The sequence below is a fragment of the Acidovorax sp. LjRoot129 genome (assembly GCF_964253765.1).
In the GTDB taxonomy this organism is placed as follows: Bacteria; Pseudomonadota; Gammaproteobacteria; order Burkholderiales; family Burkholderiaceae_C; genus Acidovorax.
In genome coordinates this window covers 4817944-4843734 of sequence record NZ_CAXUSE020000001.1, presented here as the reverse complement: position 1 = coordinate 4843734, position 25791 = coordinate 4817944, and the positions used below count along the sequence as shown (strand labels likewise).

Annotated in this window: 26 protein-coding genes and 1 riboswitch; of the genes, 8 read left to right on the top strand and 18 right to left on the bottom strand. The window is 67.4% G+C overall.

Going from position 1 to position 25791, the window contains the following annotated elements:
• The first annotated feature begins 155 nt into the window (after positions 1-155).
• Together ACSQ3Q_RS22115 and ACSQ3Q_RS22110 are read left to right on the top strand one after the other, a co-directional pair.
• A complete protein-coding gene (locus ACSQ3Q_RS22115) occupies positions 156-1031 on the top strand; it encodes a PhaM family polyhydroxyalkanoate granule multifunctional regulatory protein (RefSeq protein WP_436136470.1) in 876 nt (291 codons plus the stop codon).
• A 62-nt stretch (positions 1032-1093) separates the two neighbouring features.
• A complete protein-coding gene (locus tag ACSQ3Q_RS22110) occupies positions 1094-2419 on the top strand; it encodes an FIST signal transduction protein (protein ID WP_436136469.1) in 1326 nt (441 codons plus the stop codon).
• Between the two features lie 87 nt (positions 2420-2506).
• Here the strand turns inward: ACSQ3Q_RS22110 and ACSQ3Q_RS22105 are convergent, their stop codons facing one another.
• Complete coding sequence (locus ACSQ3Q_RS22105; protein WP_436136468.1) at positions 2507-3832, bottom strand: hemolysin family protein; 1326 nt, start codon at positions 3830-3832, stop codon at positions 2507-2509.
• Between the two features lie 170 nt (positions 3833-4002).
• Complete coding sequence (locus ACSQ3Q_RS22100) at positions 4003-5178, bottom strand: rhodanese-like domain-containing protein (protein ID WP_436136467.1); 1176 nt, start codon at positions 5176-5178, stop codon at positions 4003-4005.
• Positions 5179-5413: 235 nt separating this feature from the next.
• Here ACSQ3Q_RS22100 and ACSQ3Q_RS22095 point away from each other — a divergent pair, with 235 nt between their 5' ends.
• Both ACSQ3Q_RS22095 and ACSQ3Q_RS22090 read left to right on the top strand, forming a co-directional pair.
• Positions 5414-6619: a sulfite oxidase gene (locus ACSQ3Q_RS22095; RefSeq protein ID WP_436136466.1), complete on the top strand. Its 1206-nt coding sequence runs from the start codon at positions 5414-5416 to the stop codon at positions 6617-6619.
• Positions 6619-6996, top strand: coding sequence for a c-type cytochrome (locus ACSQ3Q_RS22090; protein ID WP_436136465.1), 378 nt, complete (start codon positions 6619-6621; stop codon positions 6994-6996). Before ACSQ3Q_RS22095 ends, ACSQ3Q_RS22090 begins: the two co-directional genes overlap by 1 nt.
• 27 nt (positions 6997-7023) lie before the next feature.
• Here the strand turns inward: ACSQ3Q_RS22090 and ACSQ3Q_RS22085 are convergent, their stop codons facing one another.
• Entirely contained in the window at positions 7024-8343 is a 1320-nt protein-coding gene (locus ACSQ3Q_RS22085; RefSeq protein ID WP_436136464.1) for a D-amino acid dehydrogenase, read from the bottom strand.
• Between the two features lie 90 nt (positions 8344-8433).
• Positions 8434-8555: riboswitch (glycine riboswitch) on the bottom strand.
• 222 nt (positions 8556-8777) lie between these two features.
• Here ACSQ3Q_RS22085 and ACSQ3Q_RS22080 point away from each other — a divergent pair.
• Positions 8778-9578 (top strand): 2-keto-4-pentenoate hydratase, encoded by an 801-nt coding sequence (locus ACSQ3Q_RS22080; RefSeq protein WP_436136463.1) that lies wholly within the window; start codon positions 8778-8780, stop codon positions 9576-9578.
• A gap of 59 nt (positions 9579-9637) precedes the next feature.
• On the opposite strand, the gene ACSQ3Q_RS22075 is transcribed toward ACSQ3Q_RS22080, so the two are convergent.
• From ACSQ3Q_RS22075 to ACSQ3Q_RS22025, 11 genes are all read right to left on the bottom strand, one after another.
• Positions 9638-10093, bottom strand: coding sequence for a YXWGXW repeat-containing protein (locus ACSQ3Q_RS22075; RefSeq protein ID WP_436136462.1), 456 nt, complete (start codon positions 10091-10093; stop codon positions 9638-9640).
• 132 nt (positions 10094-10225) lie between these two features.
• Positions 10226-10774, bottom strand: a complete 549-nt coding sequence (locus ACSQ3Q_RS22070) for a YXWGXW repeat-containing protein (protein ID WP_436136461.1) — start codon at positions 10772-10774, stop codon at positions 10226-10228.
• Positions 10775-10952: 178 nt separating this feature from the next.
• Positions 10953-11336: a hypothetical protein gene (locus ACSQ3Q_RS22065; protein WP_436136460.1), complete on the bottom strand. Its 384-nt coding sequence runs from the start codon at positions 11334-11336 to the stop codon at positions 10953-10955.
• Between the two features lie 17 nt (positions 11337-11353).
• Complete coding sequence (locus ACSQ3Q_RS22060) at positions 11354-11782, bottom strand: DUF6463 family protein (RefSeq protein WP_436136459.1); 429 nt, start codon at positions 11780-11782, stop codon at positions 11354-11356.
• Entirely contained in the window at positions 11779-13110 is a 1332-nt protein-coding gene (locus ACSQ3Q_RS22055) for an ABC1 kinase family protein (protein ID WP_436136458.1), read from the bottom strand. The genes ACSQ3Q_RS22060 and ACSQ3Q_RS22055 overlap by 4 nt, the downstream gene beginning before the upstream one ends.
• Positions 13097-13657 carry a DUF2867 domain-containing protein gene (locus ACSQ3Q_RS22050; protein ID WP_436136457.1) on the bottom strand — a complete coding sequence of 187 codons (561 nt, stop codon included), beginning with the start codon at positions 13655-13657 and terminating at the stop codon, positions 13097-13099. Before ACSQ3Q_RS22050 ends, ACSQ3Q_RS22055 begins: the two co-directional genes overlap by 14 nt.
• Positions 13654-14535: a TetR family transcriptional regulator gene (locus ACSQ3Q_RS22045; protein ID WP_436136456.1), complete on the bottom strand. Its 882-nt coding sequence runs from the start codon at positions 14533-14535 to the stop codon at positions 13654-13656. The genes ACSQ3Q_RS22050 and ACSQ3Q_RS22045 overlap by 4 nt, the downstream gene beginning before the upstream one ends.
• A 129-nt stretch (positions 14536-14664) precedes the next feature.
• Positions 14665-14859, bottom strand: a complete 195-nt coding sequence (locus ACSQ3Q_RS22040) for a helix-turn-helix transcriptional regulator (protein ID WP_436136455.1) — start codon at positions 14857-14859, stop codon at positions 14665-14667.
• 10 nt (positions 14860-14869) lie between these two features.
• Complete coding sequence (locus tag ACSQ3Q_RS22035; protein ID WP_436136454.1) at positions 14870-15913, bottom strand: NAD-dependent epimerase/dehydratase family protein; 1044 nt, start codon at positions 15911-15913, stop codon at positions 14870-14872.
• Positions 15914-15915: 2 nt separating this feature from the next.
• On the bottom strand, positions 15916-16308 hold the full coding sequence (locus ACSQ3Q_RS22030) for a hypothetical protein (RefSeq protein WP_436136453.1): 393 nt from the start codon (positions 16306-16308) through the stop codon (positions 15916-15918).
• 276 nt (positions 16309-16584) lie between these two features.
• On the bottom strand, positions 16585-17325 hold the full coding sequence (locus tag ACSQ3Q_RS22025; RefSeq protein ID WP_436136452.1) for a helix-turn-helix domain-containing protein: 741 nt from the start codon (positions 17323-17325) through the stop codon (positions 16585-16587).
• Between the two features lie 127 nt (positions 17326-17452).
• On the opposite strand from ACSQ3Q_RS22025, the gene ACSQ3Q_RS22020 reads away from it, so the two are divergent.
• A complete protein-coding gene (locus ACSQ3Q_RS22020; RefSeq protein ID WP_436136451.1) occupies positions 17453-18406 on the top strand; it encodes a hypothetical protein in 954 nt (317 codons plus the stop codon).
• On the top strand, positions 18403-20370 hold the full coding sequence (locus ACSQ3Q_RS22015) for an MFS transporter (RefSeq protein ID WP_436136450.1): 1968 nt from the start codon (positions 18403-18405) through the stop codon (positions 20368-20370). The genes ACSQ3Q_RS22020 and ACSQ3Q_RS22015 overlap by 4 nt, the downstream gene beginning before the upstream one ends.
• 49 nt (positions 20371-20419) lie before the next feature.
• Here the strand turns inward: ACSQ3Q_RS22015 and ACSQ3Q_RS22010 are convergent, their stop codons facing one another.
• Both ACSQ3Q_RS22010 and ACSQ3Q_RS22005 read right to left on the bottom strand, forming a co-directional pair.
• On the bottom strand, positions 20420-21421 hold the full coding sequence (locus ACSQ3Q_RS22010) for a Bug family tripartite tricarboxylate transporter substrate binding protein (RefSeq protein ID WP_436136449.1): 1002 nt from the start codon (positions 21419-21421) through the stop codon (positions 20420-20422).
• A gap of 289 nt (positions 21422-21710) precedes the next feature.
• A complete protein-coding gene (locus ACSQ3Q_RS22005; RefSeq protein ID WP_436136448.1) occupies positions 21711-22727 on the bottom strand; it encodes a 1-aminocyclopropane-1-carboxylate deaminase in 1017 nt (338 codons plus the stop codon).
• Between the two features lie 160 nt (positions 22728-22887).
• Between ACSQ3Q_RS22005 and ACSQ3Q_RS22000 the strand changes: the two genes are divergently transcribed.
• The gene (locus ACSQ3Q_RS22000) at positions 22888-23406 is read left to right on the top strand and encodes an Lrp/AsnC family transcriptional regulator (protein WP_436136447.1); all 519 of its coding nucleotides are present in this window, start codon (positions 22888-22890) and stop codon (positions 23404-23406) included.
• Positions 23407-23410: 4 nt separating this feature from the next.
• Here ACSQ3Q_RS22000 and ACSQ3Q_RS21995 read toward each other — a convergent pair whose 3' ends face one another.
• Positions 23411-24313 (bottom strand): EamA family transporter, encoded by a 903-nt coding sequence (locus ACSQ3Q_RS21995; protein ID WP_436137053.1) that lies wholly within the window; start codon positions 24311-24313, stop codon positions 23411-23413.
• 141 nt (positions 24314-24454) lie between these two features.
• Positions 24455-25636: a saccharopine dehydrogenase family protein gene (locus ACSQ3Q_RS21990; RefSeq protein WP_436136446.1), complete on the bottom strand. Its 1182-nt coding sequence runs from the start codon at positions 25634-25636 to the stop codon at positions 24455-24457.
• Positions 25637-25791: the final 155 nt, after the last annotated feature.

Here is a 25791-nt window from a genome sequence, read left to right as displayed (position 1 = left end):
GCGCTGCCATTGGAACACCCGCTGGCATGGCGGCAACCGCCCGAGCGTGTGACAGAGTGCAAACCACGGGGTATGCACTGATGGCACCCAAGGGGCTTGGAGTAAGCTGTACACCCCATTCGGACACCCACACATCCACCCTTTGCGGAGCGGCCATGAGCGACTCATCCAACTTCGGTTTCGGCAAATTGGTCCCCGGCTTTGACTTCTTGCAGAGTCTGGCCAAGGGCGCATCGAGCAGCATTCCGCAACTGCCCAATCTCTCCAACTGGGTGGCACCCACCATCAGCGTGGAAGAGCTCGAAAAGCGCATCGACGAACTCAAGGCCGTGCAGTTCTGGCTGGAACAAAATTCGCGCGCGCTCGCCGCCACCATCCAGGCACTCGAAGTGCAAAAGATGACGCTGGCCACGCTCAAGGGCATGAACTTCAGCATGGGCGATGTGGCCAACGCGTTCAAGCTCAAGACCGCGGACACGGTGATGAGCGGTGTGCAAAAAGCCGCCGACACCGTGAGCGGCGCGGCGGGTGCGGTGTCCAGCGCTGCAGCCCGCGTGACGGGCCGGGGTGCCGCCGAAGCGCAGGAGGACGAAGCCCACGATGAAGAGGCCGAGGACGACGCCCCCGCACCCACCCCGAAGTCCAAAGGCGCGAAGGCCGGCAAGAGCGCCACCGCGGCCGCGCCCAATGTGGTCGACCCGATGCAGTGGTGGGGCGCACTCACCAGCCAGTTTCAGCAGATCGCCACCAGCGCGATGAAAGATGCGGCCAAGCAGACCGCCATCGACACCACCAAGAACATGGCCACGGGCTTGGCCAAAGAGGCATTCAAGACGGCCTCAGGCATGGCCAGCCAGTTTGCTGCCAAGGGCATGCAGAGCGTGCAGGGCGCGGGTAAGCGCGCGGCCGCATCCCGCAGCGCAGCCAAAAAGGCCGCGCCCGCCAAGCAGCCCGCTGCGCGCAAGGCCCCCACTAAAGCAGCCGCCAAGCCGGCCGCCAAGAAAACCGCCCCGCGCAAACGCGCGGGCTGACAGGGCCCCTGTGTGGCGGGTGTTGCACAACGCCAGCCCGCCTCGGCCCGTGAGAGAACATGATGAAAACTTTCCCTTCCGGCCACGCCACACATCCACAGTGGCGCATGGCCGCCGCGCTGGTGCTGGCCCAGTTGCGCGCGCAGATGGCGCTGCCCGGCTATGCCTCTGCGCCCACGCTGGGCCTGCTGTACATCACTGACCACTACGCCGACGAGGCGCAGCCGCTGCTGGATTACCTGAGCAGTGAGCTGCCCGAGGTCACGGACTGGAGCGGCACCGTGGGTGTGGGCGTGTCGGCCAACAACGCGGAGTATTTCGACGAGCCTGCGCTGTCGGTCATGCTGCTCGATGTGCCGGCCGACCAGTACCGCGTGTTCTCGGGCGTCGCGCCCCTGCCCACGCACCCGCCGCATGTCGCGGGCGGTTTTGCGGCGCACACCGCACTCGTCCACGCAGACGGCCAAACGCCGGAACTGGCCGAGCTGATTCACGAGATGGCGGCGCGCACCGACACGGGCTACCTCTTTGGTGGCCTGACTGCCAGCCGCAGCGCGAACGTGCAGTTTGCCGTCGGCGGCAACGGCAACATTGCCGGCCACGGCGCGGCCACCGGTGTGTTCGATGGCGGCCTGTCGGGCGTGGCGTTTGGCGCGGGCGTGGCGCTCGTTTCGCGTGTCACACAGGGCTGCCAGCCCGTGGGCGCGCTGCGCTCGGTCACCGCTGCGCAAGAGAACGTGGTGCTGGAGCTCGACGGCGAGCCCGCGCTCGATGTCCTGCTCGATACCCTGGACGTGACGCTGGAGGGCGATCCCCAACCCGCACTGCGCAAGGTACGCGCCACGCTGGCCGGCCTGGTCAACGCGGGCGAGCAACCCCAGGGCCAGCGCCGCACTGGCCACTTTGGCACCGACACGCGTGTGCGCCACATCGTGGGGCTCGACGGCTCGCGCCGGGGCGTGGCCCTGGCCGACCGCGTGGAGGTTGGCATGCACCTGGCGTTCTGCCAGCGCAACGTGGCCGCCGCGCGCGCTGACCTCATGCGCATCTGCGCCGAAATCCGGGAGGAGCTGGAGCCAGAAGAGCTGGAGCCACTGCACGTGGTGTCGGACGCGGACCAGGACACCCTGCCGGCGGCCCTGGCGGAACGCAGCGGGAAGGACCGGCAGGGTGAGTTGCCCAAGGCCGGGCAGCGCATCTGCGGGGCGATCTACGTGAGCTGCTCAGGCCGCGGCGGTCCGCATTTTGGCGGGCCCAGTGCCGAGCTGCAGATCGTGCGCCACGCGCTGGGCGACGTGCCGCTGGTGGGCTTTTTTGCGGGCGGCGAGATCGCCCACCACCACCTGTATGGTTACACCGGCGTGCTGACGGTGTTTGTGGATTCGTAGACGCGGCCGGAAGGGCGGCGCAAAGATGCGCATCGCCACCGCGTAAATACCGCGAGTCCTGTCTTGCAGGACTCGCAGCGCGCTTCGTCAAGCCCCCGGCTCGTATCCCTCGGCTTCGTCCCGTTCTTTGGCCGTGAGGCGCGTGGCCAGGATCTTGTCGATGGTCTTGCCATCCATGTCCACCACTTCCAGCTTCCAGTTTTCCCACTGCACCGTGTCGGTCACCTTGGGCAGGCGGCCGGTCAGCAGCATGATCATGCCGCTCAGCGTGTGGTAGCGGCCGCGTTCTTCTTCAGGCACGCTGTCCAGCTCCAGGCGGTCCTTGAGCTCCGGCACGGGGATGTGGCCGTCCAGCAGCCAGCTGCCGTCCTCGCGCTGCAGCGCCCACGAGGTCTCGGGGTCGCGCGGCTGGAACTCGCCGGTGATCGCTTCGATCAGGTCCTGCAGCGTGACGATGCCCTGCACCTCGCCGTACTCGTCGATGACGAACGCCATGTGAACATCCTGCAGCCGGAAGTTGTCCAGGAGCTCCATGCCGGTGATGGTCTCGGGCACGTACAGCACGGTCTGCAGCGTCTGGTCGGCCAAGGTCTGGCCGCGGTCGCGCAGTGCGCGTGCCAGCCACTGACGGGCGTTGATCACACCCAGGATGTTGTCCATGCTGCCGCGCACCACCGGAAATCGCGCGTGGTCCGACTCCTCGATGAGGGCCAGGTTTTCTTCAAACGGTGCGTCCACGTCGAGGCACACCACGTCGCCGCGCGGCAACATCAGCGAGCCGATCTGGCGGTCGTCCAGCCGGAACACATTGCGCACCATCGTGTGCTCGTGCGACTCGATCACCCCGGCGGTCGTGCCTTCGACCAGCATCGCGTGGATCTCTTCTTCCGTCACGGGGCTGCCGCTGGTTTCCTTCACGCCCAACAGGCGCAGCAGCGTGCGCGTGGAGGTGGACAAGAGCAGCACGAAGGGCTTGGTGGCGATGGCCAGAAAGTTGATGGGCCGCGCCACCAGGCGGGCAAAGGTCTCGGGGTACGACTGGCCGATGCGCTTGGGGACCAACTCGCCCACCACGATGGAGAAGTATGTGATCACCACCACCACGAGGCCCGTGGCCGCGTAGCCTGCGTACTGCAGCGGCATGCCCAGGGTTCCCAGCCAGGCAGCCAGCGGCGCGGCCAATGCGGCCTCGCCCACGATACCGTTGAGCACACCAATCGACGTGATGCCGATCTGGATGGTGGACAGGAATCGGGTGGGGTCTTCGCCCAGTTTCACCGCAGCGGCTGCGCCGCTATCGCCCTCATCGATCTGCTTCTGCAGCCGGGCCTTGCGTGCCGTGACCAGTGCGATCTCGGACATGGCGAACAGGCCGTTGAGAAGGATGAGGGCGAACAGTATTGCTATTTCCATACAAAGGGCGCCTTGCGCGCCCTTGGGTGTTGAGAAGTTGGTGATTGTAGGGACCCGTGCGCCGGGGCTTCCCTGCCGCAGACCGGGCCACCAATTTCGCGTGCGCTGGCGCTGCGGATGGGCCCGCAGGCTGTGTTGATCGCGCGCCCGGCCGCGCAGCCGCTCGGGCCTCAGCCGCCTTCAGTGGGCAGGCCGTTCTCGTCCCACTCGGGCAGGCCGCCGCGCAGCCAGTACACCGAGGTGAAGCCTTTCGCTGTGGCGACCTTGGCCGCCTTGTACGACTTCCAGCATTCGGCACCGTTGCAGGCAAAGATCACCGGCTTGGCCTTGTCCAGCTGAGGCACTTTGTCGAGCGACTGGAAGTCGTCCTGGGCGGCGTTGAAGGCGACGTCCTTGAGGCTCTTTTCCACATAGGCCGCAAACACGGCGCCGCGGATGCGCTTGGCCTTGTATTCCTTTTCGGTGCGCGTATCCACCAGCATCGCGCCGCGCGCCAGGAGGTCGCGGGCCTCCTTGGCGCTGACGCGGTTCACACCCGGCAGGCTGCTGGGTGTGAAAAGGCCCAGCTCGGCCAGGCGCCGGTATTCGCTGCTTTCAGGCCGCACCGCCACGGTGGGCAAGCCCACGCCGGTGGACGACGTGCCGAACCACTGGGCGAGCTTGCTGCGCGTCTCGGCCGGTAGGTCCTTCTTCACCGCCACCGAGAAGCCGCCCGGCACCGGTTGCGACGCAGCCAGCACACGCGCTGTTTTGGGGTGGGCGGCGGCCCACTCGGCCCATTCGTCCTCGCGCACGACCGTGGCGTCGGCAGAGCCCAGCGTCAGCGCGGTGAGGCCCGCCTGCGGGAATTTCTCGTACTGCACGGAGCGCAGGTCCTGAAAGGACAGCCCTGCCTCGTTGAGCATGCCGCGCGCCATGTAGGTGTAGACGGAATCCTGCTGCGGCAAGTACAGGCGGCGGCCTTTCATGGCGGCCACGGTGTCCACCTGCTGCAGGCCCACCAACAGGTACTTGTCCGATTTTTGCGTGGCGCCCACCAGCTCGTACCCCCGCTGCAGCGCGGAGGCGGCCACCTGCGGCGGGCCGATAAAGATGTCAAAGCCTGCACTGCGCGTGGCGCGCATCACATCGGAGAGGTCTTCGCTCGTGGCCACCGTGACGCTCTGGCCTGCCGCCTTCGACAGGCCCGCTTCCGCCGCGCTGCGCAGGATCGTGTTGGCAGCTTTTTTGGCAGTGGGCTCTACGGCCACCAGGGCCGTGAGCTGTGCCTGGGCGCTCAACGCTGCGCCGGCCAGCAGCAGCGCTGCGCAGAACCTGAACCCGATGTGACTCGCCTGGCGGTACATATCGCCCTCCCTTATTTGGAAAGCGAATATGCCCCAGCGAGTGCGACCCAGCACGAATGTTTCCATATGCTTATCACTATTACATCTGTTGACAATGCGCTGCCCGGTTGCGGTGCGCCATAGCCGACAGAATGCGGCTTCCGTCTGCAGATCGGTGACCTGGAAAGCGTCGGCGCAAGGCCGGGCGTGTTGCTGTTTGTGTGGTGCGACTTACAACTTCTCGGAGACTGAACCCATGAAAGATTCCATGACCCTCCCGCGCCGACACCTGCTGGCCGGGAGCGCCGCCGCCCTGGGTGCCCTGGGCCTTGCCGGTTGGAGCGGGCGTGCCGCAGCCCAGGCCGTGGCGCCCAAGCCATTGCCCGCCTACGCGGTGTGGAAGTCTTCCGATGCGCTCATCGTGCACAGCAGCAGCACGCTGGAGACCAAGCGCTCCGCGTTCGGCACCAGCGTGATCACGCCATCGAACCAGCTGTACGTGCGCAACAACCTGCCCGCGCCCGACGCGGCCATCCTGGACAACCGCGACGCCTGGACCGTGGCCATCGAAGGTGTGAAGAACCCGCGCAGCATCACGCTCGCCGAGCTCAAGACCCTGGGCGTGGAGACCGTCGCCACTGTGCTGCAGTGCTCGGGCAACGGGCGCGGCTTTTTCCCCAGCAAGCCCAGCGGCACGCCGTGGGCCGTGGGCGCTGCCGGCTGCGTGGTGTGGAGCGGCGTGCCGTTGCGCAACGTGGTGGCCGCCCTGGGCGGCTTGGCCGATGGCGCGGTGTACCTGACGGGCACCGGCGGCGAGAAGCTGCCCGAGGGCGTGGACCCGCTGTCGGTGGTGGTGGAGCGCTCGGTGCCCGTCAAGGCCACTGACGACGCGCTGCTGGCCTGGGAGATGAACGGCGAGCCCATCTCGCTGGCGCATGGCGGCCCGCTGCGGCTGGTGGTGCCGGGCTACCAGGGCGTCAACAACATCAAGTACGTCCAGCGCGTGGCGTTCACCAGCGCCCAGTCGCAGGCGCGCATCATGTCGCACGGCTACCGCATGTCGCCACCGGGCTCCAAGGCCGCGCCCGATCAGCCCTCGGTGTGGGAGATGGGCGTCAAATCCTGGATCAACGGCCCCTTGCCCGAGAAGGGCACCCTCAAGGCCGGCCTGGTCCAGGTGCACGGCGTGGCCTTTGGTGGCACGCAGGCCGTCAAGGGCGTGGAGGTGTCGGTGGACGGCGGCAAGACCTGGCAGGCCGCGCGTCTCATCGGCCCCGACCTGGGCAAGTTCGCCTGGCGCCAGTTCGTGCTGCCCGTGCAACTGGGTGCGGGCACCCATGTGCTGGCCAGCCGCGCGACCGACACCGCTGGCATGGTGCAGGCCGAGCAGCGCGAGGAAAACCTGGGCGGCTACAACAACGCCAGCTGGCGCGACCACGCCGTCACCGTCACGGTGGCGTGATGACGCTCCCCCCTGAGGCGCTGGTATCGGGGCGTGCCGGTGCCAAGCACTTGCGCATCCCTGCGCTGGCGGTCCTGTCGAGTCTGCTGCTGTGGACGGGCGCCGGCTGGGCCGCCGACGCCGCCGAGCTGGCCCGCGGCAAGGAGCTGTTCACCAAGATCCAGCCGGCCTGTGCCGTGTGCCACACGCTGCAGGCCGCGGGTGCCGAAGGCCACGTGGGTCCGGTGCTCGATGAGCTCAAGCCCGACGCAGCGCGGGTGCTGCGCGCGCTGAAGGCGGGCATCGGCGTGATGCCCTCGTATGCGGAGCGCATGAGCGAGAAGGACATGCGCGCCGTGGCGAGCTTCGTGGCGCAGGCCACGGGGGCCGCCAGGTAGACGGGCCCCCTGACCTGGCAGCTGCGCTCAGGCCGCGGTGCGCGATGGCAGCAGCGCCGCAGGGCGCGGGCTGCGCTCCATCCCCTGGAAGTCAAAGTCCACCTGCGGCGCACGCCCGCTCACGATGTCGGCGATCGCCTGGCCCGAACCGCAGGCGTGCGTCCAGCCCAGCGTGCCGTGGCCGGTGTTGAGGAACAGGTTGGCCACCTTCGTCTTGCCGATCAGCGGCACATTGCTGGGCGTGGCGGGGCGCAGGCCGGTCCAGAACTGGGCTTGGCTCGCGTCGCCCGCGCCAGGGAAGAGCTGTTCCACGCGGCGCACGATGGCGTCGCAGCGCACCTGGTTCAGGTGCCGGTCGTAGCCGTTGAGCTCCGCGGTGCCGGCAATGCGCAAACGGTCGCCGCCGCGTTCGCTGGTGTAGCGCGAGAACACGAGCTTGAACTCATCGTCCGTGAGACTCACCTGGTGCGCCTTGGCTGCATCCTTCACCGGCATGGTCACCGAATAGCCCTTGGCGGGATAGATCGGCAGGCGGATGCCCAGCGGCTGTGCCAACAGCGGGCTGAACGAGCCCATGGCCAGCACGAAGGCATCACCCTGCACACGCTCGAAACGGCCCTCGGCATTGGTCACTTCCACATGGTCGATGGTGCCGCCCGCCTCGCGCAGCGCGGTGATGTGGTGACCCAGGCGAAACTGCACGCCCGCGGCCTCGCACAGCCGGACCAGCTCGCGCGTGAACTGGTTGGCATCGCCCGATTCATCTTCGGCCGTGTACGTGGCACCCGCCAGCTGCGGACGGATGTGGGCGAGGGCTGGCTCAATGCGCACGGCCTCGTCGGCGCTGATGACCTGGCGCTCGCAGCCCAGGGCGCGCATCTGCTCGGCCGGGGCCAGGGCGCCGTCGAACTCTTGGGCGTTGGTATAGAAGTGCAGGATGCCTTGCGTGCGCTGGTCGTACTCTATGCCGGTGGCGGCGCGCAGCTGCTGCAGCACGTTGCGGCTGTAGGTGCCCAGGCTCACGATCTGCTCGATGTTGTGGCGCGTGCGCGCCGGCGTGCAATTGCGCAAAAAGGCCAGGCCCCAGAGCCACTGGCGCATGTCGGCGCGCAGGCGAAACAAGAGCGGAGCGTCTTCCTTGCCGAGCCACTGCAGCACCTTGAGCGGCGCGCTGGGGTTGGCCCAGGGTTCGGCGTGGCTGACCGAGATCTGCCCGCCGTTGGCAAAACTGGTTTCGGCGCCGGGCGCGCCCTGGCGGTCGATGACGGTCACATCGTGGCCGAGCTGCGAAAGGAAATAAGCCGAGGTGACGCCGAGCAAGCCGGCGCCGAGAACAATCACGCGCATTTTTAGCCTTATAGAGGGCTAGCGCTTGATAGACACGCGTGAGCAGCTATGAAAATAATAGCAATGCAGCTGGCGCGCGTCTGCCAAGCTGCCGCTCCCCCTGTCCTTGGTACCTGAGAGATTCACCGCCGCGCCCACATGGCGTGCGGTTTGCTCCTTCGGTGCGCCACAACGCCGATGGCGGGTTGGGGCGGCTCTCCAGACGGCTTTGATGAATGGTGCAGTACGGGACCTGAGCGTGTATGGGAGTTTGCGCCTTCGGTGCAGCGGTGGGCGTGGCGCCTGCCGCTGCTCTCCTGCGAGGGCCATTCTAGGAGCGGCCCCAGCGCAAAACATGGGCCTGCAGCGCTAATGGGCCGCAATCGTTGCTGATGGTGGAACCGGCCTGTTGGCCATAATTTGCCGTTCCCTCCCTCCGCAAAAGTGGTTTCCCCATGCCCGATACCGCCCTCGATCCCTTCGACCCCTTCGACCCATTTGCCAGCGCCGCCGTGATCACAATGGCGCGCCAGGGGCGCATGCCCCGCCCGCTCGACCTGCCCGCGGCGCTGCGCCCGCGCGACGTGGTTCAGGCATATGCGGTGCAGGACCTGGTGGTGCGCGAGCGCGGGGAGATTGCGGGCTGGAAGGTTGGTGCGGCCTCGCACCAGGCGCTGCCCGCGCGGGCAGCACTCACGCGCGATTCGGTCTGGGTGGCGGCGGGCGACGGCGCAGTGCGCTTGCCCACGGCAGGGTTCGCGGTGCTGGGGGTGGAAGCCGAGTGGGTGTACGGGCTGCGCGCAGACCTCCCTCCGCGGGCCGCGCCCTACAGCCCCGCCGAAGTTCTGGCGGCTGTCGGGTCTGTGCGTGCGGGCATCGAGGTGTGCGACACCCGCTATGCGGCCTGGGGGCAACAAGACGAATGGAGCCGCCTGGCCGACCAGGCATGCCACGGTGCGCTCATCGTTGGCTCTGGCACCGAGGACGTGGAGGCCCTGGACGCGATGGCGCAGTCCGTGGTGCTGACGATCAATGGAGCGGTGGCAGCGCAATCTGCAGGGTGGAACAACCCGGCGGGCGACCCGCTGCGCCTGCTCACCTGGCTGGCCAATGTAGGCGCACACAGCCTGGGCGGATTGCAGGCGGGCCAATGGGTGACGACCGGGTCGTGCACCGGCACGATTTTGGTGGCGCCGGGCACCACGGTGGTGGCCGATTTCCCGGGCCTGGGCCACGCCGAGTTGAAGCTCGCCTGACGTAGAACGAGCAACGGCCCTGACCTAGGGCCAGGGCCGTTGCACACACCTATCAGCAATCAATTGCTGCGTGGATTGTTCGGCTGGCTGTCGCGGCGGTTGGAAACGCCATCGCCGTCACGGTCGCGGTCATTGCGGTTGGAGATGCCGTCGCCATCGCGGTCATTGCGGTCCCAGCCACCGCGTTGGAATTCCCAGCGGCCGTCACGCTCCACCCAGTGGGGTTGGCGGTACTGGTGCCCATTGCGGGCCTGCACCCAGTGGCCGCGCACCCATTGGTAGCGGTTGCCACGCCATTGCCAATGGCCTTCTTCCCACACCTGGCCGCGGCGTGCGCGGGGCGTCGCTTCACGGCGCGGAGGCGGCGGCGCGGGGATGACCTGGTAGGTCTGCGTCTGCTGGTAGCCCCGGTCGGACTGGACGACAACGGTGCCCGGCGTCGCGGCCTGCGCTGGCGCAAGTGCGCACAGTGCCAGGGTCGCAATGGATACGGCGGTGAGTGTGTTTCGAATCATGGTGATCTCCTCTTTTTTCGGTGGGGGGAAAGTGGTCTGTGATCGGTATGGGCAGGGCCACCCCAAGGCCTGGCCTTGGGAGGTGCGCCCGAGGGTTCAACCCCTGCGGGCTTGCCCTGTCAGCTCGGCCGATCAGTTGCGACGGGGGTTGTCCGGGCGGCTGTCATACCGGTTGGGCACGCCGTCACCATCGCGGTCGCGGTCGTGGCGATTGCGCACGCCGTCGTGGTCACGGTCGCGGCCGTGGTGATCGCGGTCGTAGCGGTTCGGAACCCCATCACCGTCGCGGTCGCGGTCATAGCGGTTGGGGATGCCGTCGCCATCGCGGTCCCAGCCACCGCTGCGCATTTGCCAGCGGCCGCCATGCTCTTCCCAGCGGGGTTCGCGGTAGTAGTAGCCGGGGCGGGCCTTCACCCAGTGGCCCTGCAGCCAAACGTGGCGGTTGCCGCTCCATTCCCAGTGGCCTGGGACCCAGACCATGCCGCGGCGTGGTGCAGGAACGACTTCGTAGCGGGGTGCGGGCGGGGGGCCGTACTGCACGACCATCGGGGTGGCCGGGTAATACTGCTGCGGCTGCCCCGACTGGATGACAACGGTGCCGTTGATCTGGGCCTGGGCCGCCGTGGCAGCGCCCAGCGACAGCAGGGCGATGGAAACAGCGGCGAGTGCGTTGCGAGCCATGAAGATCTCCTCAAGATGATTCCTTGCGGAACCGGAGCCTTCATAGTGCGCTTCTGGTGTCAAGACGGTGTAGGCGCTTTGCGAAGTCTTGTGAAGTGTTGTTGCCCGAGCCGACGGGCGGTCGTACGAACCTGCAAAAACCGGGGTTTCCCTGTGCACGCAGGGCCCCGTGCGCGCGTTAACGCCACCACACGAGCGCCGCCACCGCGAGCAGCGGCACCCAGGCGGGATGCCGGCCGCGCGTGGCAAAAAACACCAGCAGACCGCTGGCCAGTGTCGCAATGCCCGCCACATCGGCCACCCAGGCAGCCAGCGTGGCGTCGTTCCACGGGGTCGTTCCCAGGCGCCAGAGCAGGGCGCTGAAAGCGAGGCCCAGCACGGTGGTTAGATGCCATGTGCCCCACAAGATGCGCACTTGCGGCTCGCGCAGCACCGGGCGGCCCGCGGTGGGCACCACACCCTGCACCCGCAGGCTGCGGAAGACCAGAATTTCACCCAGCACCGAATGGGCCAGGGCGACCAGCGCCAGCACCCCGGCGGCACTCACGAAAAGGATGTTCATGGAGCGGGCCTTTCCAATCAGACGGGGGAGGCGGGCGCCAGCGACCGCGCTGCGCACAGCGCCAGCGCGGGTGGCAGCGCCAGCCAGAAGCCCGAAGCAGGCATGAGCACAATGCCCAGCACCGTGAGGGCCAACAACCCGGCGCCCAGCGCCCGCAGCGGGGCTGGCTCCACCGCCGCGTTGCGTTCGATCAGCAGCATGGCCCAGCCCAGCAACGCGAACAACACGCCGAACAGTACAAACCAGACCACGGCGCCCACGGCCGGGTCTTTTTGCACGCTGTTGAAAACGCCACGCCGCAGGATCTCTTGCAGCTGGGTCGGAAACACGACGGCCGCATACAACGTGTGCAGCGCGGCCACGGCCAGCATCCACAGGCCCTTCCAGCGGTTGCGAAGTGGCGTTGCAGTGCGGTAGGGGCGCAGGCTTGTCAGGGTGATGGTCATGGGGATGGGTTCCTATGAAGAAGGGCGGGGCAATGCGTGTGGACCCGCGCGCCCAGCCCCGTGAGCAGGTGCATCAGGCCCATCCACATGCGCTCGAACGCGGGCATCTCGCCGGGCACTTGCGCCAGGTGCTCGCCCAGCACGCGTTGGTGGCGGCCGGCGGTGATAGGGGGCGGCGTCTTGGCGCCGAAATCGAACACCGATTGCGTGAAGGGCTCCATCTGCCAGGCCTGCATGTCTGCCAGTGCGGGCGCGAGTTCGGCGGTGTAAGCCGGCACGGTGAGGCCGGCATTGACGAGTCCAAGTGCCCGGTAGGCCTGCAGCACCAGCGCGTCTCGCTGTGGGTCGGTGGGCGGGCGCAGCAGTGCGGACCACGCCCGTGTCACCTGCGCCCGGAACCCCGCGGAGAGGCTGCGGGTGCAGCCAAAGTCGAGCACGCCCACTGTGCCATCGGGCGCAAACAGAAAGTTGCCAGGGTGCGGATCGGCATGCACCCGGCCCAGCACAAAGATGCAGTGCATGAACCAGTCCCACAGGTGCTGCCCGGCCAGGTCGCGTTGCTGCTGTGTGGGCTGCGTGGCCAGCCAGGCCTGCAGGTGCTGGCCCGGCAGAAACTGCTGCGTGAGCACCTGGGCCCGTGTGTGCGACAGGATGGGCTGCGCGAGCACCACGCCGGGCAAAGCCGCGTGCTGCGCAAACCATTGCAGTTGCTCGGCCTCCTGCAGGTAGTCCACCTCGCGCAGCAGTGTGGCTTCGATCTCGGTCATCACGCTGTCCACCACGGTGTTGGCGGGCAGGGGCATGTCGGTGTGGGCCAGGGCGCGCAGTGCAGTGCGCATCAGTTGCATGTCGCTGGCAATGGTGGCGGCGATGCCGGGGTACTGCACCTTGACGGCCACCGTGCCGTGGCCCGCCAGTTGAGCGCGGTGCACCTGGCCCAGGCTGGCGGCGGCGAAGGCTGTGGGATCGAACTGGTCAAACAGCGCCTCGGGCTCCTGCCCGAAAGCCTGGCGGAACACGCGTCCCACCAGCGCGCGGTTGAGCGGCGGTGCCTGGTGGTGGGCGCGCGCCAGCTCCTGCCGCACGCCGTCGGGCAGCAGGCCCGGGTGCATGCTGAGCAGCTGCGACACCTTGAGCGCCGAGCCCCGCAGCTGGCCCAAGGCGCCAAAAAGGATGCGGCCCAGGGCGGCCTCGTGGTCGGCCTGCGCCTGGGCAGACGGCGTGCGCACACGGTGCCCCAGCTGGGCCATGCCGATCCGCGCCGCGGCCAGGCCCGTGATGGTGCCGCGCGCCAGGCGGCCGGTGCGCGGCGCGTCAGCGCGCGCCATGGTGTGACGTGGCCAACTGACGCAGCATGACCTGCACGATGCGGCGGTGAAACGGCGTGATGACGGCCATGTAGGCATGGCCCAGCGTGTTGTGGATGTGCACCACGGTGCTGATGACGACCGTGGGGACGCTGCCCGGCTGCCCGTGTTTGGTCAGCGAGACCTGCACATCCAGGTGTTTGTCGTCCTGCCCCATCACCACTTCGGTGTCGCTCAAATGGCGGATCAGGAAGATGCCCACCTGATCTCCCACGCGGTAACTGCGCGCATCGGCCGGAGAGGCTCCGCTGGCAGGGGGATGCACATCCTGCAACTGCCCCACGCCCTTGAGGCCCACCAGCCGCACCAGCTTGTTGCGGATTGCCAGAAGTTGCTCCGTCCACCGAGGTGTCCGGGCCACCACGTCCAGCCAGGTCTGCAGTGCGCTGGTGGCGGGGCGAGGGTCGGCCGTTGTGAAGGCGTCAAAAAAATGCGCGTTGTGCAAGGTGGCATGGATGACCGTGCCAGCGGGCACCTGGACCTCGCGCACGGTGTGGGCGCTGGTCATGCGGACTTCCTCTTGCGTGGCGTGGCCGCTGGCTTTGCAGGGGTTGCCGAGCTGGCAGCGCGGGGTTTGCGCGGCGCGCGCGGCGGTGCTGAAGGCTCCGGCGGGGGGGATGCTTCAGCGGCTGCCTTGTAGGCGGGCGCAGGGCCGGGCGGCGCGCTGGCCATCGCCTGTTTGGCCAGCTGCAGCATGCCCATCAGGCCACTGCTGTGCTGCACCATGCGGGCCATCTGGCTGCGCAGCACAAAGCCACCCAGCTGCAGCACGCGGTTGACGAGCCCGCCGCGCAGCGCCTGCACCAGCACCCCCAGCGACAGGTCCACCAGCTGCGTGGTGTCGGCAAACTCATCCGACGTGTCGGCCAGCCAGTACGTCACCACACCGGCCAGGTAGTCGGTGTACAGCCCGCCCGCCAGGCCCTTGAAGTCACAGGGCTCGATCTCGCCGCTGGCCTCGGCGGCTTCGAGAAAGCTGGCGACGGCCTCGCGCAGGCTTTGCCGTGCCGCCAGGGGTTCCGCCAGCATCGACAGCGGCGAGCGCCGCGCCAGAGTGCGCACCTGGGCCACAAATTCGCGGTCGGCCAGCAGCCGCTCCAGTACGGCGTCGGTCAGGCGCTGGAGCTTCTCCTGCAGCTGATAGCCCGCAAATCCCGGCGTCTGCAGCGTGTCGGCCAGCGCCTGGTGGGCCACGTCGTCCAGGTAGCCCAGCACGATGCGGTCCTTGGTCGGGAAGTATTTGTAGATCGTGGCGTCGCCAATGCCGGCGGCGCGCGCGATGTCTTTCATCGTCGTGCCGTCAAAGCCCTGGCGGGTCATCAGGTCCACCGCGCTGGCCACGATCTGGCGGCGGGTGGCGTCTTGCTGCTGGCGGGTGGTTTTCACTTTGGTATCTTTAAAATCGTTGAATCAATGATTTAAAGAATAGTGAATTTTCATTAAAGAGTCAATGGGTATCGAAGGATGGGCGCGGCGAAGGTGCAGACACCTCCGCCCCGCGTGCCCGGCTGCGGCTCAGTCCTCGGGCACAAACAGCTGCTCGATGGTCTGCCCGAGCACGGTGGCGATCTTGAAGGCCAGGGGCAGGCTGGGGTCGTATTTGCCCGCTTCGATCGAGTGCACCGTCTGGCGGCTCACACCCAGCGCGTCGGCCAGGGCTTGCTGGGTCATCCCGCGGTCTTGCCGCAGGGCCTTGACGTGGTTGTGCATGCGGGTTGCCTCAGTCCGGCGCCAGGCCATCGGCCACCAGCTGCGCCACGTGCTCGCCCAGCGTGGCGCTGGCCGGCCGGTAGCGGACGCCCAACTCGGCCTGGCTGCGGGTGGTGTCGAACTGCAGCGGATGGCCCACGTTATGGCGCACGTAGCTGCGCGTCATGCCGGCCATCGGCGCAATCAGCCACATCAGCCATCGGGGAACCTCTTTGGTGGGCAGCTTGGCGCTGCGGTCCGGGTGGCTCTGGCGCAGGCGCTGCGCGATCTCCAGCAGGCGCAGGCTTTCGCCCACCACCAAATAGCGGCCCGATGCCGCCGGCTGCAGCGCGGCGCTGACGTGCGCCTGCGCCACGTCGCGCACATCCACCGTGCCCAGCCACAGCGGCGGCACGCCCTGGCGGAAGGACCCGTCCAGAAACTGGCGCAGCAGCTGCACGCTGGTGGCATCGTCGCGCTGCGACAGCGAAGGGCCAAAGATCGCGCCCGGGTGCACGCTCACCAGCGACCAGCGTTTTTGCCGTGCCAGCAGATCCCAGGCCAGGGCCTCGGCGCGCGTCTTGGAGAGCGCGTACGGGTTGCTTTGCGCGGTCGACGTGCGGTTTATGTCCTTTTCGTTGAGCACATGCCCCGGGCGGGATTGCAGCTCGTCGCTGTCGCCGAACATCGCCACGATGCTGCTGGTAATGACCACACGCTCCACGCTCGCCACGCGATTGGCCGCATCCAGCACATGGCGCGTGCCCGTCACGGCGGGGGCGATGAGCTCGCGTTCGGGGTCGGCCGAAGGGCCCAGCTTGTAGGGCGAAGCGGTATGCAGCACCGCGCTGCAACCCTGCATGGCGGCGTCAAAGCCCTGCGCGCCGAGCAGGTCGGCCTCAAACAACATGAGCTGGCCGGGATGCGCCTGCGCCAGGCGCTGCAGGTGCGCGACCTTGCGCCCGTCCTTCAGGCTGCGCACCGTGCCGTGCACCGTGTGGCCCTGCTCCAGCAGCAGCTTCACGATCCACGACGCCAGGTATCCGGCCGCGCCGGTCACCAACACGCGGGCCATGTTCAGCTCACCCGGTGGTGGGTGATGCACAGGCCCAGGCCCCAGGCGGCGATCAGCCCGGCGGCCACGGCCAGCGGGTGCACGGCAGGGGCCATGCCCAAGGCCTGTACCGCGGACACCACCAGCAGCATGGCCAGCGCCAGCCCCACCGCCCATTGGCAGGCGCGGCCATGCATCTGGCGCTGCAGCTCGTCCAGCTGGCGGTAGCGGCGATAGCCCAGCCATGCCAACAGACCACTCGCCGCCGCCAGCAGCCCCGCCGCCCACCGGCCCGGCGCCAGCGGCAGGTGCGCCAGCTCCAGGCTGGCGAGGCCCAGCAAGATCACCACGAGCAGGCCGGCGAGCACCTTGGCCAGGTAGCTGATTTGTTCCAGGGGAGAGGGGAGTTCGTTCATGCGGGCCTCAAGAAGTAAAGTTTGCTTTACAAATTGTCGTGCCGCAGCGATGCCGATGTCAAGTTTCTTTTACTTCTGACGCCGTGGAATCGGCTACGAACATCAAAAATTCAGTGTTTTTGCCGCTAGCGCTTATTGGATAAGCATTTATTGCTATCAATAAAATAGCAATAACTCAGAACCCGATGGCATCGCCCGATCTCCAGCGAGCGACACAAGCCAAGCGCACCAACGCCGCGTCGTTCCCTCCCAGGGAGAGAGCCACACAGCGGCTTTTTAGAGGGGCAGCCTCCGCATCCCCGTGAACGCTTCGAATTCCCAACTGCGCATCGCCAGCAGCAAGGTGTAGCCCTCCAGCTCCCGCGGCGGCAGCTTCTGGTCGGCCAAGTGCTGTTGCGCAAAGTCCTGCGCCACGCGCTGCATGCGCTCCATGAAGGCGGGTGCCAGGCCCCGGCTGATGGTGCCGTGCACGAGCAGCACGCCTTCGCCGGCACCATCGAAACCGCCGGAAAAGTAGTCGAGCAGCGCGTGCTCGCGAAAGTAGTTCATCACCGGGCCGTGGGGCCGCCAGCGGAAGGTCTTGGCGAGCTTCAATCGGTAGCGGTTCAGCGGCCGCAGCTCGATGATGCCGATGCGGTCAAGCTGCGCCAGGTACTTGATGCCCTCCGCTTCGGAGAGCCGGTAGGTGGTGGTCACCTGCTCCAGCGTCCATTGGCTGAGCACGCAAATCGCCATCAGCAGCAGCTTCTTGTCGGCCACCACGGCGCGCTCCTGCTCCTGCGCCAGCTCTTTGAGCAGGGGCTGGCTGTCGGCCACACGGCGCGCCAGGTCGGCAAAGTCCAGCGCCAGCGCGCGGCAGATCGCGTCGATGCGCGACAGCGGCATGTCGCCCTTGGCCAGCATGCGCTTGACGCTGGATTCGGCCATGCCCAGCGCCTCGGCCAAGTCGGCATAGGTCATCTGGGCGCTTTTGAGTTCCTTCTTGAGGGCGGCAACGAGGTCGGCGGTGGTGCTCATGGGTATCGATTATCAGTACCTGAAGTGCTCCGGGTGGCCCTTTGGATCACTTTTTGCGCTGGGCGCGACGGGCGCTGCAGACACTGCGCGGCATCCCTCACCACTGCCCACGGGCTCCTTCCTCGCCATGACCCTTGTCCCATTACCGTTGCGCCAGCGCCCCGCCCGCCTCTCGCGCGCCGAGGTCGCCCTGCTCTGGCTGGCCCTGCTGATGTTGGCCCTCGCATGCCTGGGCCCGACGCTGCCAGCCAGCCCGCACCAGCACGCGTTTGCGGACCAGCGCGCGGTGTGGGGCATTCCGTGCGCGCTCGATGTGCTGAGCAATCTGCCGTTTGCGGTGGCCGGCGTGTGGGGTCTGGTGTGGCTGCGCGGGGTCGAGCGCAGGGTGCTGGATGCGGCCTCCCGGGCCTGCGCAACACTGTTTTTTGCCGGCTTGGTCTGTACCGCGGCCGGCTCCAGCCTGTACCACGCGTTGCCCAACGATGCAGGCCTGCTGTGGGACCGGTTGGGCATGGTGCTGCCGTTTGCGGGCCTGCTGGGCCTGGCCGCAGCGGGTCGCGTGAGCCGCAGGGCCGGCTGGGCCGCGGCCGGCGCGGTGTTGCTGGCGGGCGCAGCCGCGGTGCTGCTGTGGGCGCACACCGGCAACCTGCTGCCCTGGGCGGTGTTGCAACTGGGCGGCATGGTCGTCGTGCTGGTGCTGGCCCTGCTGCCGCAGCGTGCCGGGGCGTTGCCTGTGCACCTAGGCGCGGTGATCGCGATGTATGCGCTGGCCAAGCTGTTCGAGGCCGCGGACCATTCGGTGTTTGATGCGACGGGGCAGTGGGTGTCGGGCCACAGCCTCAAGCACGTGTTTGCCGCCGGTGCCGCATGGCCCGTGCTGATGGCCGTGGAGGCTTTGCGCCACAACCCCACGGCGGGCACCACCCTTGCCACGGTGTCCGGGCAGAATGGCGCCCACACCGTGGGAGTCGCGCGCGGATCCACAAGAGGAGGGCCCACAAACCCCTCGCCGCGCGCCGGGCCATACCAACACATAGCAGCAGCCACTGCAGACCCATCGGACACGAGGAGAAACGCATGAACCCCGAGACGACCCCCACCAGCGTGGCGCAGCGCGCGGCGCCTCCACATGCCGCCAGCGCGCCGGCCCACGGGCATGAAGACCCGAACCAGTTCGCCCTGCTGCGCCAGCGCCGTTTTGCCCCGTTCTTCTGGACGCAGTTCTCGGGCGCGGCCAACGACAACCTCTTCAAGTTCGCCTTCACCGTGATGGTGACCTACCAGCTCAGCGTGTCGTGGCTGCCGCCCGCCATGGCCGGGCTGGTGATCGGCGCGCTGTTCATCCTGCCGTTTCTGCTGTTCTCGGCCACCTCGGGCCAGCTCACCGACAAGTACGACAAGACGAAGATGATCCGCTTCGTGAAGAACCTGGAGATCGCCATCATGCTGGTGGCGGCGGGCGGGTTCATCGCGGGCAATGTGCCTATCCTGCTGCTGTGCACCTTCCTGATGGGCGTGCACTCCACGCTGTTCGGGCCGGTGAAGTTCGCGTACATGCCGCAGGTGCTCAGCGAGCGCGAGCTCACCGGCGGCAACGGCATGGTCGAGATGGGCACCTTCGTGGCCATCTTGCTGGGCAATGTGGCGGGCGGGCTGCTGGTGGCGTTGCCTGGCATTGGCCACACCACGGTGGCTGTGGCATGTGTGGTGGCCGCGCTGATCGGGCGCGCGGTGGCGCAATTCATCCCGTCGGTGCCGGCCACCGACCCGGGGCTCACCATCAACTGGAATCCCTTCACCGAGACCTGGCGCAACCTCAAGCTCGCGCACGAGAACGTCGTGGTGTTCCGCTCGCTGCTGGGCATCAGCTGGATGTGGTTCTTCGGTGCGGTGTTCCTGAGTCAGTTTCCGAGCCTGGCCAAGGAGGTGCTGCACGGCAACGAGCAGGTGGCTTCGCTGCTGTTGGTGGTGTTTTCCATCGGCATCGGCATTGGCTCGCTGCTGTGCGAAGTGCTCTCGCGCCGCCATGTCGAGATCGGCCTGGTGCCACTGGGCGCCATTGGCATGAGCGTCTTTTCCATCGACCTGTACTTCGCGGCGCGCAGCCTGCCACCGTCGGAAATCATGGGCCTTGGCGCCTTCCTGGCGCAGAGCCAGCACTGGCGCGTGATGCTCGACCTGGCGCTGCTCAGCCTGTTCGCGGGCCTGTACAGCGTGCCGATGTACGCACTGATCCAGATGCGCAGCCAGCCCACGCACCGCGCGCGGATCATCGCGGCCAACAACATCCTGAACGCGCTGTTCATGATTGCCAGCTCGCTCATCGCTGGTGCGCTGCTGGGCGCGGGCTTCACGGTGCCGCAGATCTTTTTGTTCGTAGGCCTGGCGAATGCGGTGGTGGCGTTCTACATCTTCATGCTGGTGCCCGAATACCTGCTGCGCTTTGTGGCCTGGATGTCGTCGCGCTTCGTGTACCGCTTCAAGGTGCACGGCGACGAAAACCTGCCCACCACCGGCGCGGCCATCCTGGCGTGCAACCACGTGAGCTTTATCGACGCGGTGCTACTCATGGCCGCGAGCCCCCGGCCCATCTACTTTGTGATGGACCATCGCATCTTCCGCGTGCCGGTGCTCGGCTGGCTGTTCCGCCTGGCCAAGGCCATCCCGATCGCGCCGTACAAGGAAGACCCCGCCACCTACGACGCGGCCTTCGAGCGCGCGGCCCAGGTGCTGCGTGAGGGCGACCTGCTGGCCATCTTCCCCGAAGGCGGTATCACCAAGGACGGCCAGCTGCAGGAGTTCAAGGGCGGCATCATGAAGATCATCGAGCGTGCCCGCGAAGAGGGCGTCGAGGCGCCCGTGATCCCCATGGCGCTGACCAACCTGTGGGGCTCGTACTTCAGCCGCATCGAAAAAGGCGGCGCCATGGTGCGGCCGTTTCGCCGCGGGTTCTACAGCCGTGTGGGCCTGAACGTGGGCGCGTCCATCGCTGCGCGCGACGTGCAGCCTGCCGTGTTGCGCGAGCACGTGGCGCGCCTGCTCTGAAGCTGCTTCGCCCCCGGCCCGCGAAGGCGCACGCGGGCCGCGGTCAGTGTCATTCCGCCTTGATGTTCGCGCGCTGGGCTATCGCCCGCATGCGCGGCAGCTCGTCCTCGATCTGCGCCGCCACGGCATCACCGCTGGCGTAGGCCTGCTCCAACCCGCTGGCGATGAGCTTGCTGCGGATCTCGGCATCGGCCATGGTCTCGGCCAGTGCCTTGCCCAGCTTGGCTTTGGCATCGGCGGGCAGACCGCGCGGCGCCACCACCGCCAGCCACGAATCAGCGGCAAAGCCTGCAAAACCGCTTTCGGTCACCGTGGGCACATCGGGCAGCTGCGTGGCCCGCGTGGCGCCCGTGACCACGATGGCCTTGATCTTGCCGGCCTTGAGCTGAGGCAGCGCGGCGGCCACCGTGTCGATGGTGAGCGGGATCTGCCCACCCATCAGGTCGCTCATGGCGGGTGCGCTGCCCCGGTACGGCACGTGCATCAGCTTGATGCCGGTCGCCGACCACATCAGCTCGGCCGCGAAGTGGCCGGTGGTGCCGCTGCCGAACGAGCCGTACGAGAACTTGTCGGGCGCGCGGTTCACGGCGGCGATCAGCTGCTTCAGATTGCTCACCGGCACATCGCGGTGGGCCAGCAAGATGAGTGGCACGCGCGCCACCATGCCCACGGGCTCGAAGCTCTTGACCGGGTCGTAGGGCAGCTTGTTGTTCAGCGCCGGGTTGACGGTGAAGGTAGAGCCCGAGCTGATCAGCAGCGTGTAGCCGTCCGCCGGTGCGTTGGCCACGAAGGATGCGCCGACGATGGTGCCCGCGCCCGCCTTGTTCTCGATGACCACCGCCTGGCCCAGGCGCTCGCCCAGCTTCTTGCTGATGAGCCGGCCCACGATGTCCACCGCCCCGCCGGGTGGGAAGGGCACGATGAGCTGGACGGGTTTGGCGGGGTAGCCGTCGGCGTGGGCCAGGGGCGATAAACCCAGGCCTGCCGTAGCTGCGATCGCAGCGATGGACAGGGCGACGCCAGTGCGTCGCGTCAGAGGCAAGCGGTTCATTCGGCGATCCTTCGGATGAGGGCTGTTGTGTTCAGCCATTGCTACCTGCGGACAGGGTCCAGGATGCGCCAGTCTTCGTTTCGCTCTGGCGGCCCGCCAGGGCCTGTCGCTACCACGGAAGTTCGGTCAGCCGCCATGGAGCCGGGAAGGCCCGGTGCCATGGCGGTGGGACCCGGCGGCGTGCACGGGGCTAACGAATGCAAAGGAGTGAAAACGAGAGATGGGTCAGATCAATGACAGCCCGGCCAGCCGGCTCAGGCGCTGCTGCTCCGTCTCCTCGCGCGGCGCATCAGCCGTTGCGAAAAAGAAAGCTGTAGGCGTTGAGCGCCGGCACCCCTCCCAGGTGCGCGTACAGAACGCGAGAGCCTTCGGGGAATTCGCCCTTGCGCACCATGTCGATCATGCCGTGCATGGATTTGCCTTCGTACACCGGGTCGGTGAGCATGCCTTCCTGGCGCGCGCATAGGCGGATGGCTTCGAGCGTGCCTTCGTTGGGCAGGCCGTATTCGGGGCCGCCGTAGCGCGTGTCCAGGACGACGTCCTCGGCCGTGATCTCCTGGCCCAGCTCCACCAGCTTGGCCGTGTTCTGCGCGATGCGCAGCACCTGGGCATGGGTCTTTTCGGGCTTGGCCGATGCATCGATGCCAATCACCTTGCGCGCCCGGCCGTCGGCCGCAAAGCCCACCACCATGCCGGCCTGCGTGCTGCCTGTGACCGAGCACACGACGATGTAGTCGAACTGAAAGCCCAGCTCTTTTTCCTGCTGGCGCACTTCCTCGGCAAAGCCCACGAAGCCCAGGCCGCCGTACGGGTGCTCGGAGCAGCCCGCGGGGATGGGGAAGGGCTTGCCGCCCGCCTTCTTCACGTCGTCCATGGCCTGCTCCCAGCTGGGGCGGATGCCGATGTCGAAGCCCGCAGCGTCCAGGCGCACGTCGGCGCCCATGATGCGGCTCATCTCGATGTTGCCCACGCGGTCGTATACCGCGTCGGAGTAGTTGACCCAGTTCTCCTGCACGAGCACGCACTTGAGCCCCAAGTGCGCTGCCACGGCGGCCACCTGGCGCGTCTGGTTGGACTGGATGCCGCCGATGGAGACCAGCGTGTCGTAGCCGCCCGCAATCGCCTCGGGGATGAGGTATTCGAGCTTGCGCGTCTTGTTGCCCCCGAAGGCCAGGCCCGAGTTGCAGTCCTCGCGCTTGGCATACAGGTGCACCTTGCCGCCCAGGTGGGCCGACAAGCGCGGCAGCGCGGTGATGGGCGAGGGCCCGAAGGTGAGCGGGTGGCGGGCGAATTTCTGCAGGTTCATGGCGGTTTCCTCAAGCGGTGATGGGGCGCAGACCGGGGCGTCTGCCGTGCATCCATCGTAGAAAAACACGCACTTAACGTGCTTGTGAACTTTGCGTGAAATTTGGCGTTTTGATGCCGATCAATGAATAATGAGAGATAGAAATTTTGGTGATGAGCAAATGAGCGCAACAAAAGTTCGTGCAAAGAATGTGGACGCCACAGACGAAACGCTGGAGGCCCTGGACCGCACCGACAAGGCTATCCTGCGGCTGCTGCAGCGCGACGCATCGCTGTCGAATGTGGCGCTGGCCGCCAAGGTGCACCTGAGCCCGCCCGCCTGCCTGCGCCGTGTGGAGCGGCTCAAGCGCCTGGGGCTCATCGACAAGGTGGTGGCGCTGCTCAGCCCGCGCGCGGTGGGCGCCGGCATGCTGGTGATGATCGGCGTGGTGCTGGACCGCTCCACGCCCGACTCGTTCGCAGCGTTCGAGAAGGCCGCGGCCAAGGTGTCCGGCTGCATGGAGTGCCATGTGGTCACCGGCGAGTTCGACTACTTCATGCTGGTGCGCACGCGCGACAACGACAGCTTCAACCGCCTGCACGCCGAGCAGTTGCTCTACCTGCCGGGCGTGCGCCAGGTGCGGTCGTTCATGGTGCTGCGCAATGTGCTGTCGACCACCGAGCTGCCGCTGGCGGTCTGACCCGTCAAGCCGCGGGGCGCAGCCAACCCTTGAGCCGCGCCCAGGCCGGGCCACCCAACACATTCACCAACAGGCCGGCCATCAGCAGCCCCGCGCCGGCAAAGTGCACCAGCTGCAACGCTTCGCCAAACACTACCCATCCGGTGGTCAGGCCCACCACCGGCACCAGCAGGGTGAACGGCGCCACGCGGTTGACGGGGTAGCGCGACATCAGAAAGGTCCACAGGCCAAAGCCCAGCAAGGTCGAGATCCACGCGATGTACGCCACCGCGGCCATGGAGCGCAGCGACAGGTTCTGCACGGCAGCGAGCACGGCGCTTGGCCCGTCGATCCACAGCGACAGCGCCACAAAAGGCAGCGGCGCGACCAGGCTGGACCACACGATAAAAGCGAACTGGTTCATGGGCCCATGGCGGCCCACGGCGCGCGTCACGATATTGCCGCAGCCCCACATCGCCGCGGCGGCCACAGTCAACGCAAACCCCGCCAGCGGCATCGACGCGCCGTGTGCGCTGCCGATCAGCACCAGCCCCACAGCGGCCAGCGCCAAGCCCGCCACCTGGTTGCCGTGCCAGGGCTCACGCAGCCACCACGCGGCCATCAGCAAGGTGAAGAACGACTGTGCCTGCAGCACCAGCGACGCCAGGCCCGAGGGCATGCCGATGTGGATGGCGGTGAACAGCAGCGCGAACTGGCCCACGGCCATGGTCATGCCATACAGCAGGTACAGCCTGAGCGGCACCTTGGGTGGGCGCACGAACAGCAGCGCCGGGAACGCCGCCAGCAGGTAGCGCAGCGCCCCCAGCAGCATGGGCGGGATGTCCGCCACGCCGACCTTGATGACGGCGAAATTCAAACCCCAGACCACGATGACGAGCAGCGCCAGGCAAAGGTCTCGGGGGCGCAAGGGAGTGTTCATGGGAGGGCGACGGCGGCAGCAGGAATCCCTGGGATTGTCGACCAGCCGGAGGGGCCGCGCCCGACGCGCCCGGCCGGGTTTCGATCAGAAACGGACGCCTGTGTGCCACCGCTGCGGTGGCAAGGTCAATCAGCTTGCCTCAATGGCGAAGCTCAGGCCCGCATGCGCGTGCAGCCGCTTTATCAGCGCATCGCCCATGGCCGGGGCCGTGGTCCAGATGCCGCCTGCGGTGTCCGACGCGTCCTGCAGCAGGCACACGGCGGCCTCGGCGATCATCTTTGAGGTGGAGCCATAGCCCGGGTCGCGGTCGCCCTTCACGCCCACGCGCAACGTGTTGCCTACGGCGTCGGTGCCGAGAAACAGCACGTCATAAAAGCCGGCATCGCGTTCCTCGCGCGAGGGGCCTTCGCCGGGCTGGGGGCCCTTGTCGGAGCCCAGCGATTTGTCGCCGGCCACCGCATTGGCGATGGCCTCGCCTTTTTCGCCCGTGCCGGTAATCAGCATCTCGTCGTACACAAAATCGCTGCCGTAGGCGTGCTGCAGCAAGAAGTTGGAGCGGTGCACGTTGCGGGTGTTGATGGCGGCCATCACAAAGGGCGCAACCCACACGCCGTCACCGAGGGCTTCGTCCACCATGGGCTTGTGGCCTGTGGGCTGGCGCGGGCCCTCGAAGCCGGGCGTGAGCGAGAACGGGTTCTTGAGCAGGTCGAGCACCGCAGGGTTGGTGGCGGCGGCGGCCATGGTGGCTTTCAGGCTGGCTGCGGTGCCGCCCGAGAACGTGCCCTTCATCTTGCGCACCCGGCCGCGCACGCGCGGTGCGGGGTGGCCAAAGCGGTGGCGGAATTCCTTTTGCAGCAGGAACACGCCCAGGTCGAACGGGATCGAGTCGAAGCCGCACGAGAACACGATGCGCGCTCCGCTGGCCTTGGCCGTGGCCTCGTGCGCGTCGATCATGTGGCGCATCCAGGCGGGTTCGCCGCACAGGTCCACGTAGTCCACACCCGCCGCGGCGCAGGCCGCCACGAGTTCATTGCCGTAGAGCTGGTAAGGCCCGACGGTGGTCAGCACCAGGCGGGTCTGGGCCATCAGCGCCTGCAGGCTGGCGGGGTCGGCGCTGTCGGTCACGATGAGCGGCGTGTCGGCGGGCGCACCCACTTCGTCGCGCACGGCCGCCAGCTTCTCGGCGCTGCGCCCGCCCATGGCCCAGCGCAGGCCGCTGCCGGCGGGGTAGCGCTGCAGCAGGTATTCGACGACCAGGCGGCCCGTGAAGCCGGTGGCGCCGTGGACGACGAGGTCAAAAGGTTTGGTCATGGGGCGGTCTCCGGGCAAGGCTGCGGTCAGGATGGAAAGAGGGGCCGCGGGCGGCGCGAGAAAAGCGCCCCGCCCGCAGCATGGAGTGCGATTGTCAAAGACAAGCCGGTGCCGGCATGTCACCCAGGTGCCGCTCGTCCGCGGCAAGAAGTATC

Coding starts and splice junctions, on each gene's coding strand:
- ACSQ3Q_RS22025 (WP_436136452.1), bottom strand. CDS start 17,325: ATGAGCACCACCGCCGACCTCGTTGCCGCCCTCAAGAAGGAACTCAAA.
- ACSQ3Q_RS22060 (WP_436136459.1), bottom strand. CDS start 11,782: ATGACCATCACCCTGACAAGCCTGCGCCCCTACCGCACTGCAACGCCA.
- ACSQ3Q_RS22010 (WP_436136449.1), bottom strand. CDS start 21,421: ATGAACCGCTTGCCTCTGACGCGACGCACTGGCGTCGCCCTGTCCATC.
- ACSQ3Q_RS22100 (WP_436136467.1), bottom strand. CDS start 5,178: ATGTACCGCCAGGCGAGTCACATCGGGTTCAGGTTCTGCGCAGCGCTG.
- ACSQ3Q_RS22020 (WP_436136451.1), top strand. CDS start 17,453: ATGACCCTTGTCCCATTACCGTTGCGCCAGCGCCCCGCCCGCCTCTCG.
- ACSQ3Q_RS22030 (WP_436136453.1), bottom strand. CDS start 16,308: ATGAACGAACTCCCCTCTCCCCTGGAACAAATCAGCTACCTGGCCAAG.
- ACSQ3Q_RS22085 (WP_436136464.1), bottom strand. CDS start 8,343: ATGCGCGTGATTGTTCTCGGCGCCGGCTTGCTCGGCGTCACCTCGGCT.
- ACSQ3Q_RS22095 (WP_436136466.1), top strand. CDS start 5,414: ATGAAAGATTCCATGACCCTCCCGCGCCGACACCTGCTGGCCGGGAGC.
- ACSQ3Q_RS22005 (WP_436136448.1), bottom strand. CDS start 22,727: ATGAACCTGCAGAAATTCGCCCGCCACCCGCTCACCTTCGGGCCCTCG.
- ACSQ3Q_RS22000 (WP_436136447.1), top strand. CDS start 22,888: ATGAGCGCAACAAAAGTTCGTGCAAAGAATGTGGACGCCACAGACGAA.
- ACSQ3Q_RS22065 (WP_436136460.1), bottom strand. CDS start 11,336: ATGAACATCCTTTTCGTGAGTGCCGCCGGGGTGCTGGCGCTGGTCGCC.
- ACSQ3Q_RS22115 (WP_436136470.1), top strand. CDS start 156: ATGAGCGACTCATCCAACTTCGGTTTCGGCAAATTGGTCCCCGGCTTT.
- ACSQ3Q_RS22050 (WP_436136457.1), bottom strand. CDS start 13,657: ATGACCAGCGCCCACACCGTGCGCGAGGTCCAGGTGCCCGCTGGCACG.
- ACSQ3Q_RS22090 (WP_436136465.1), top strand. CDS start 6,619: ATGACGCTCCCCCCTGAGGCGCTGGTATCGGGGCGTGCCGGTGCCAAG.
- ACSQ3Q_RS22070 (WP_436136461.1), bottom strand. CDS start 10,774: ATGGCTCGCAACGCACTCGCCGCTGTTTCCATCGCCCTGCTGTCGCTG.
- ACSQ3Q_RS22015 (WP_436136450.1), top strand. CDS start 18,403: ATGAACCCCGAGACGACCCCCACCAGCGTGGCGCAGCGCGCGGCGCCT.
- ACSQ3Q_RS21990 (WP_436136446.1), bottom strand. CDS start 25,636: ATGACCAAACCTTTTGACCTCGTCGTCCACGGCGCCACCGGCTTCACG.
- ACSQ3Q_RS22110 (WP_436136469.1), top strand. CDS start 1,094: ATGAAAACTTTCCCTTCCGGCCACGCCACACATCCACAGTGGCGCATG.
- ACSQ3Q_RS22040 (WP_436136455.1), bottom strand. CDS start 14,859: ATGCACAACCACGTCAAGGCCCTGCGGCAAGACCGCGGGATGACCCAG.
- ACSQ3Q_RS22055 (WP_436136458.1), bottom strand. CDS start 13,110: ATGGCGCGCGCTGACGCGCCGCGCACCGGCCGCCTGGCGCGCGGCACC.
- ACSQ3Q_RS22105 (WP_436136468.1), bottom strand. CDS start 3,832: ATGGAAATAGCAATACTGTTCGCCCTCATCCTTCTCAACGGCCTGTTC.
- ACSQ3Q_RS22075 (WP_436136462.1), bottom strand. CDS start 10,093: ATGATTCGAAACACACTCACCGCCGTATCCATTGCGACCCTGGCACTG.
- ACSQ3Q_RS22035 (WP_436136454.1), bottom strand. CDS start 15,913: ATGGCCCGCGTGTTGGTGACCGGCGCGGCCGGATACCTGGCGTCGTGG.
- ACSQ3Q_RS22080 (WP_436136463.1), top strand. CDS start 8,778: ATGCCCGATACCGCCCTCGATCCCTTCGACCCCTTCGACCCATTTGCC.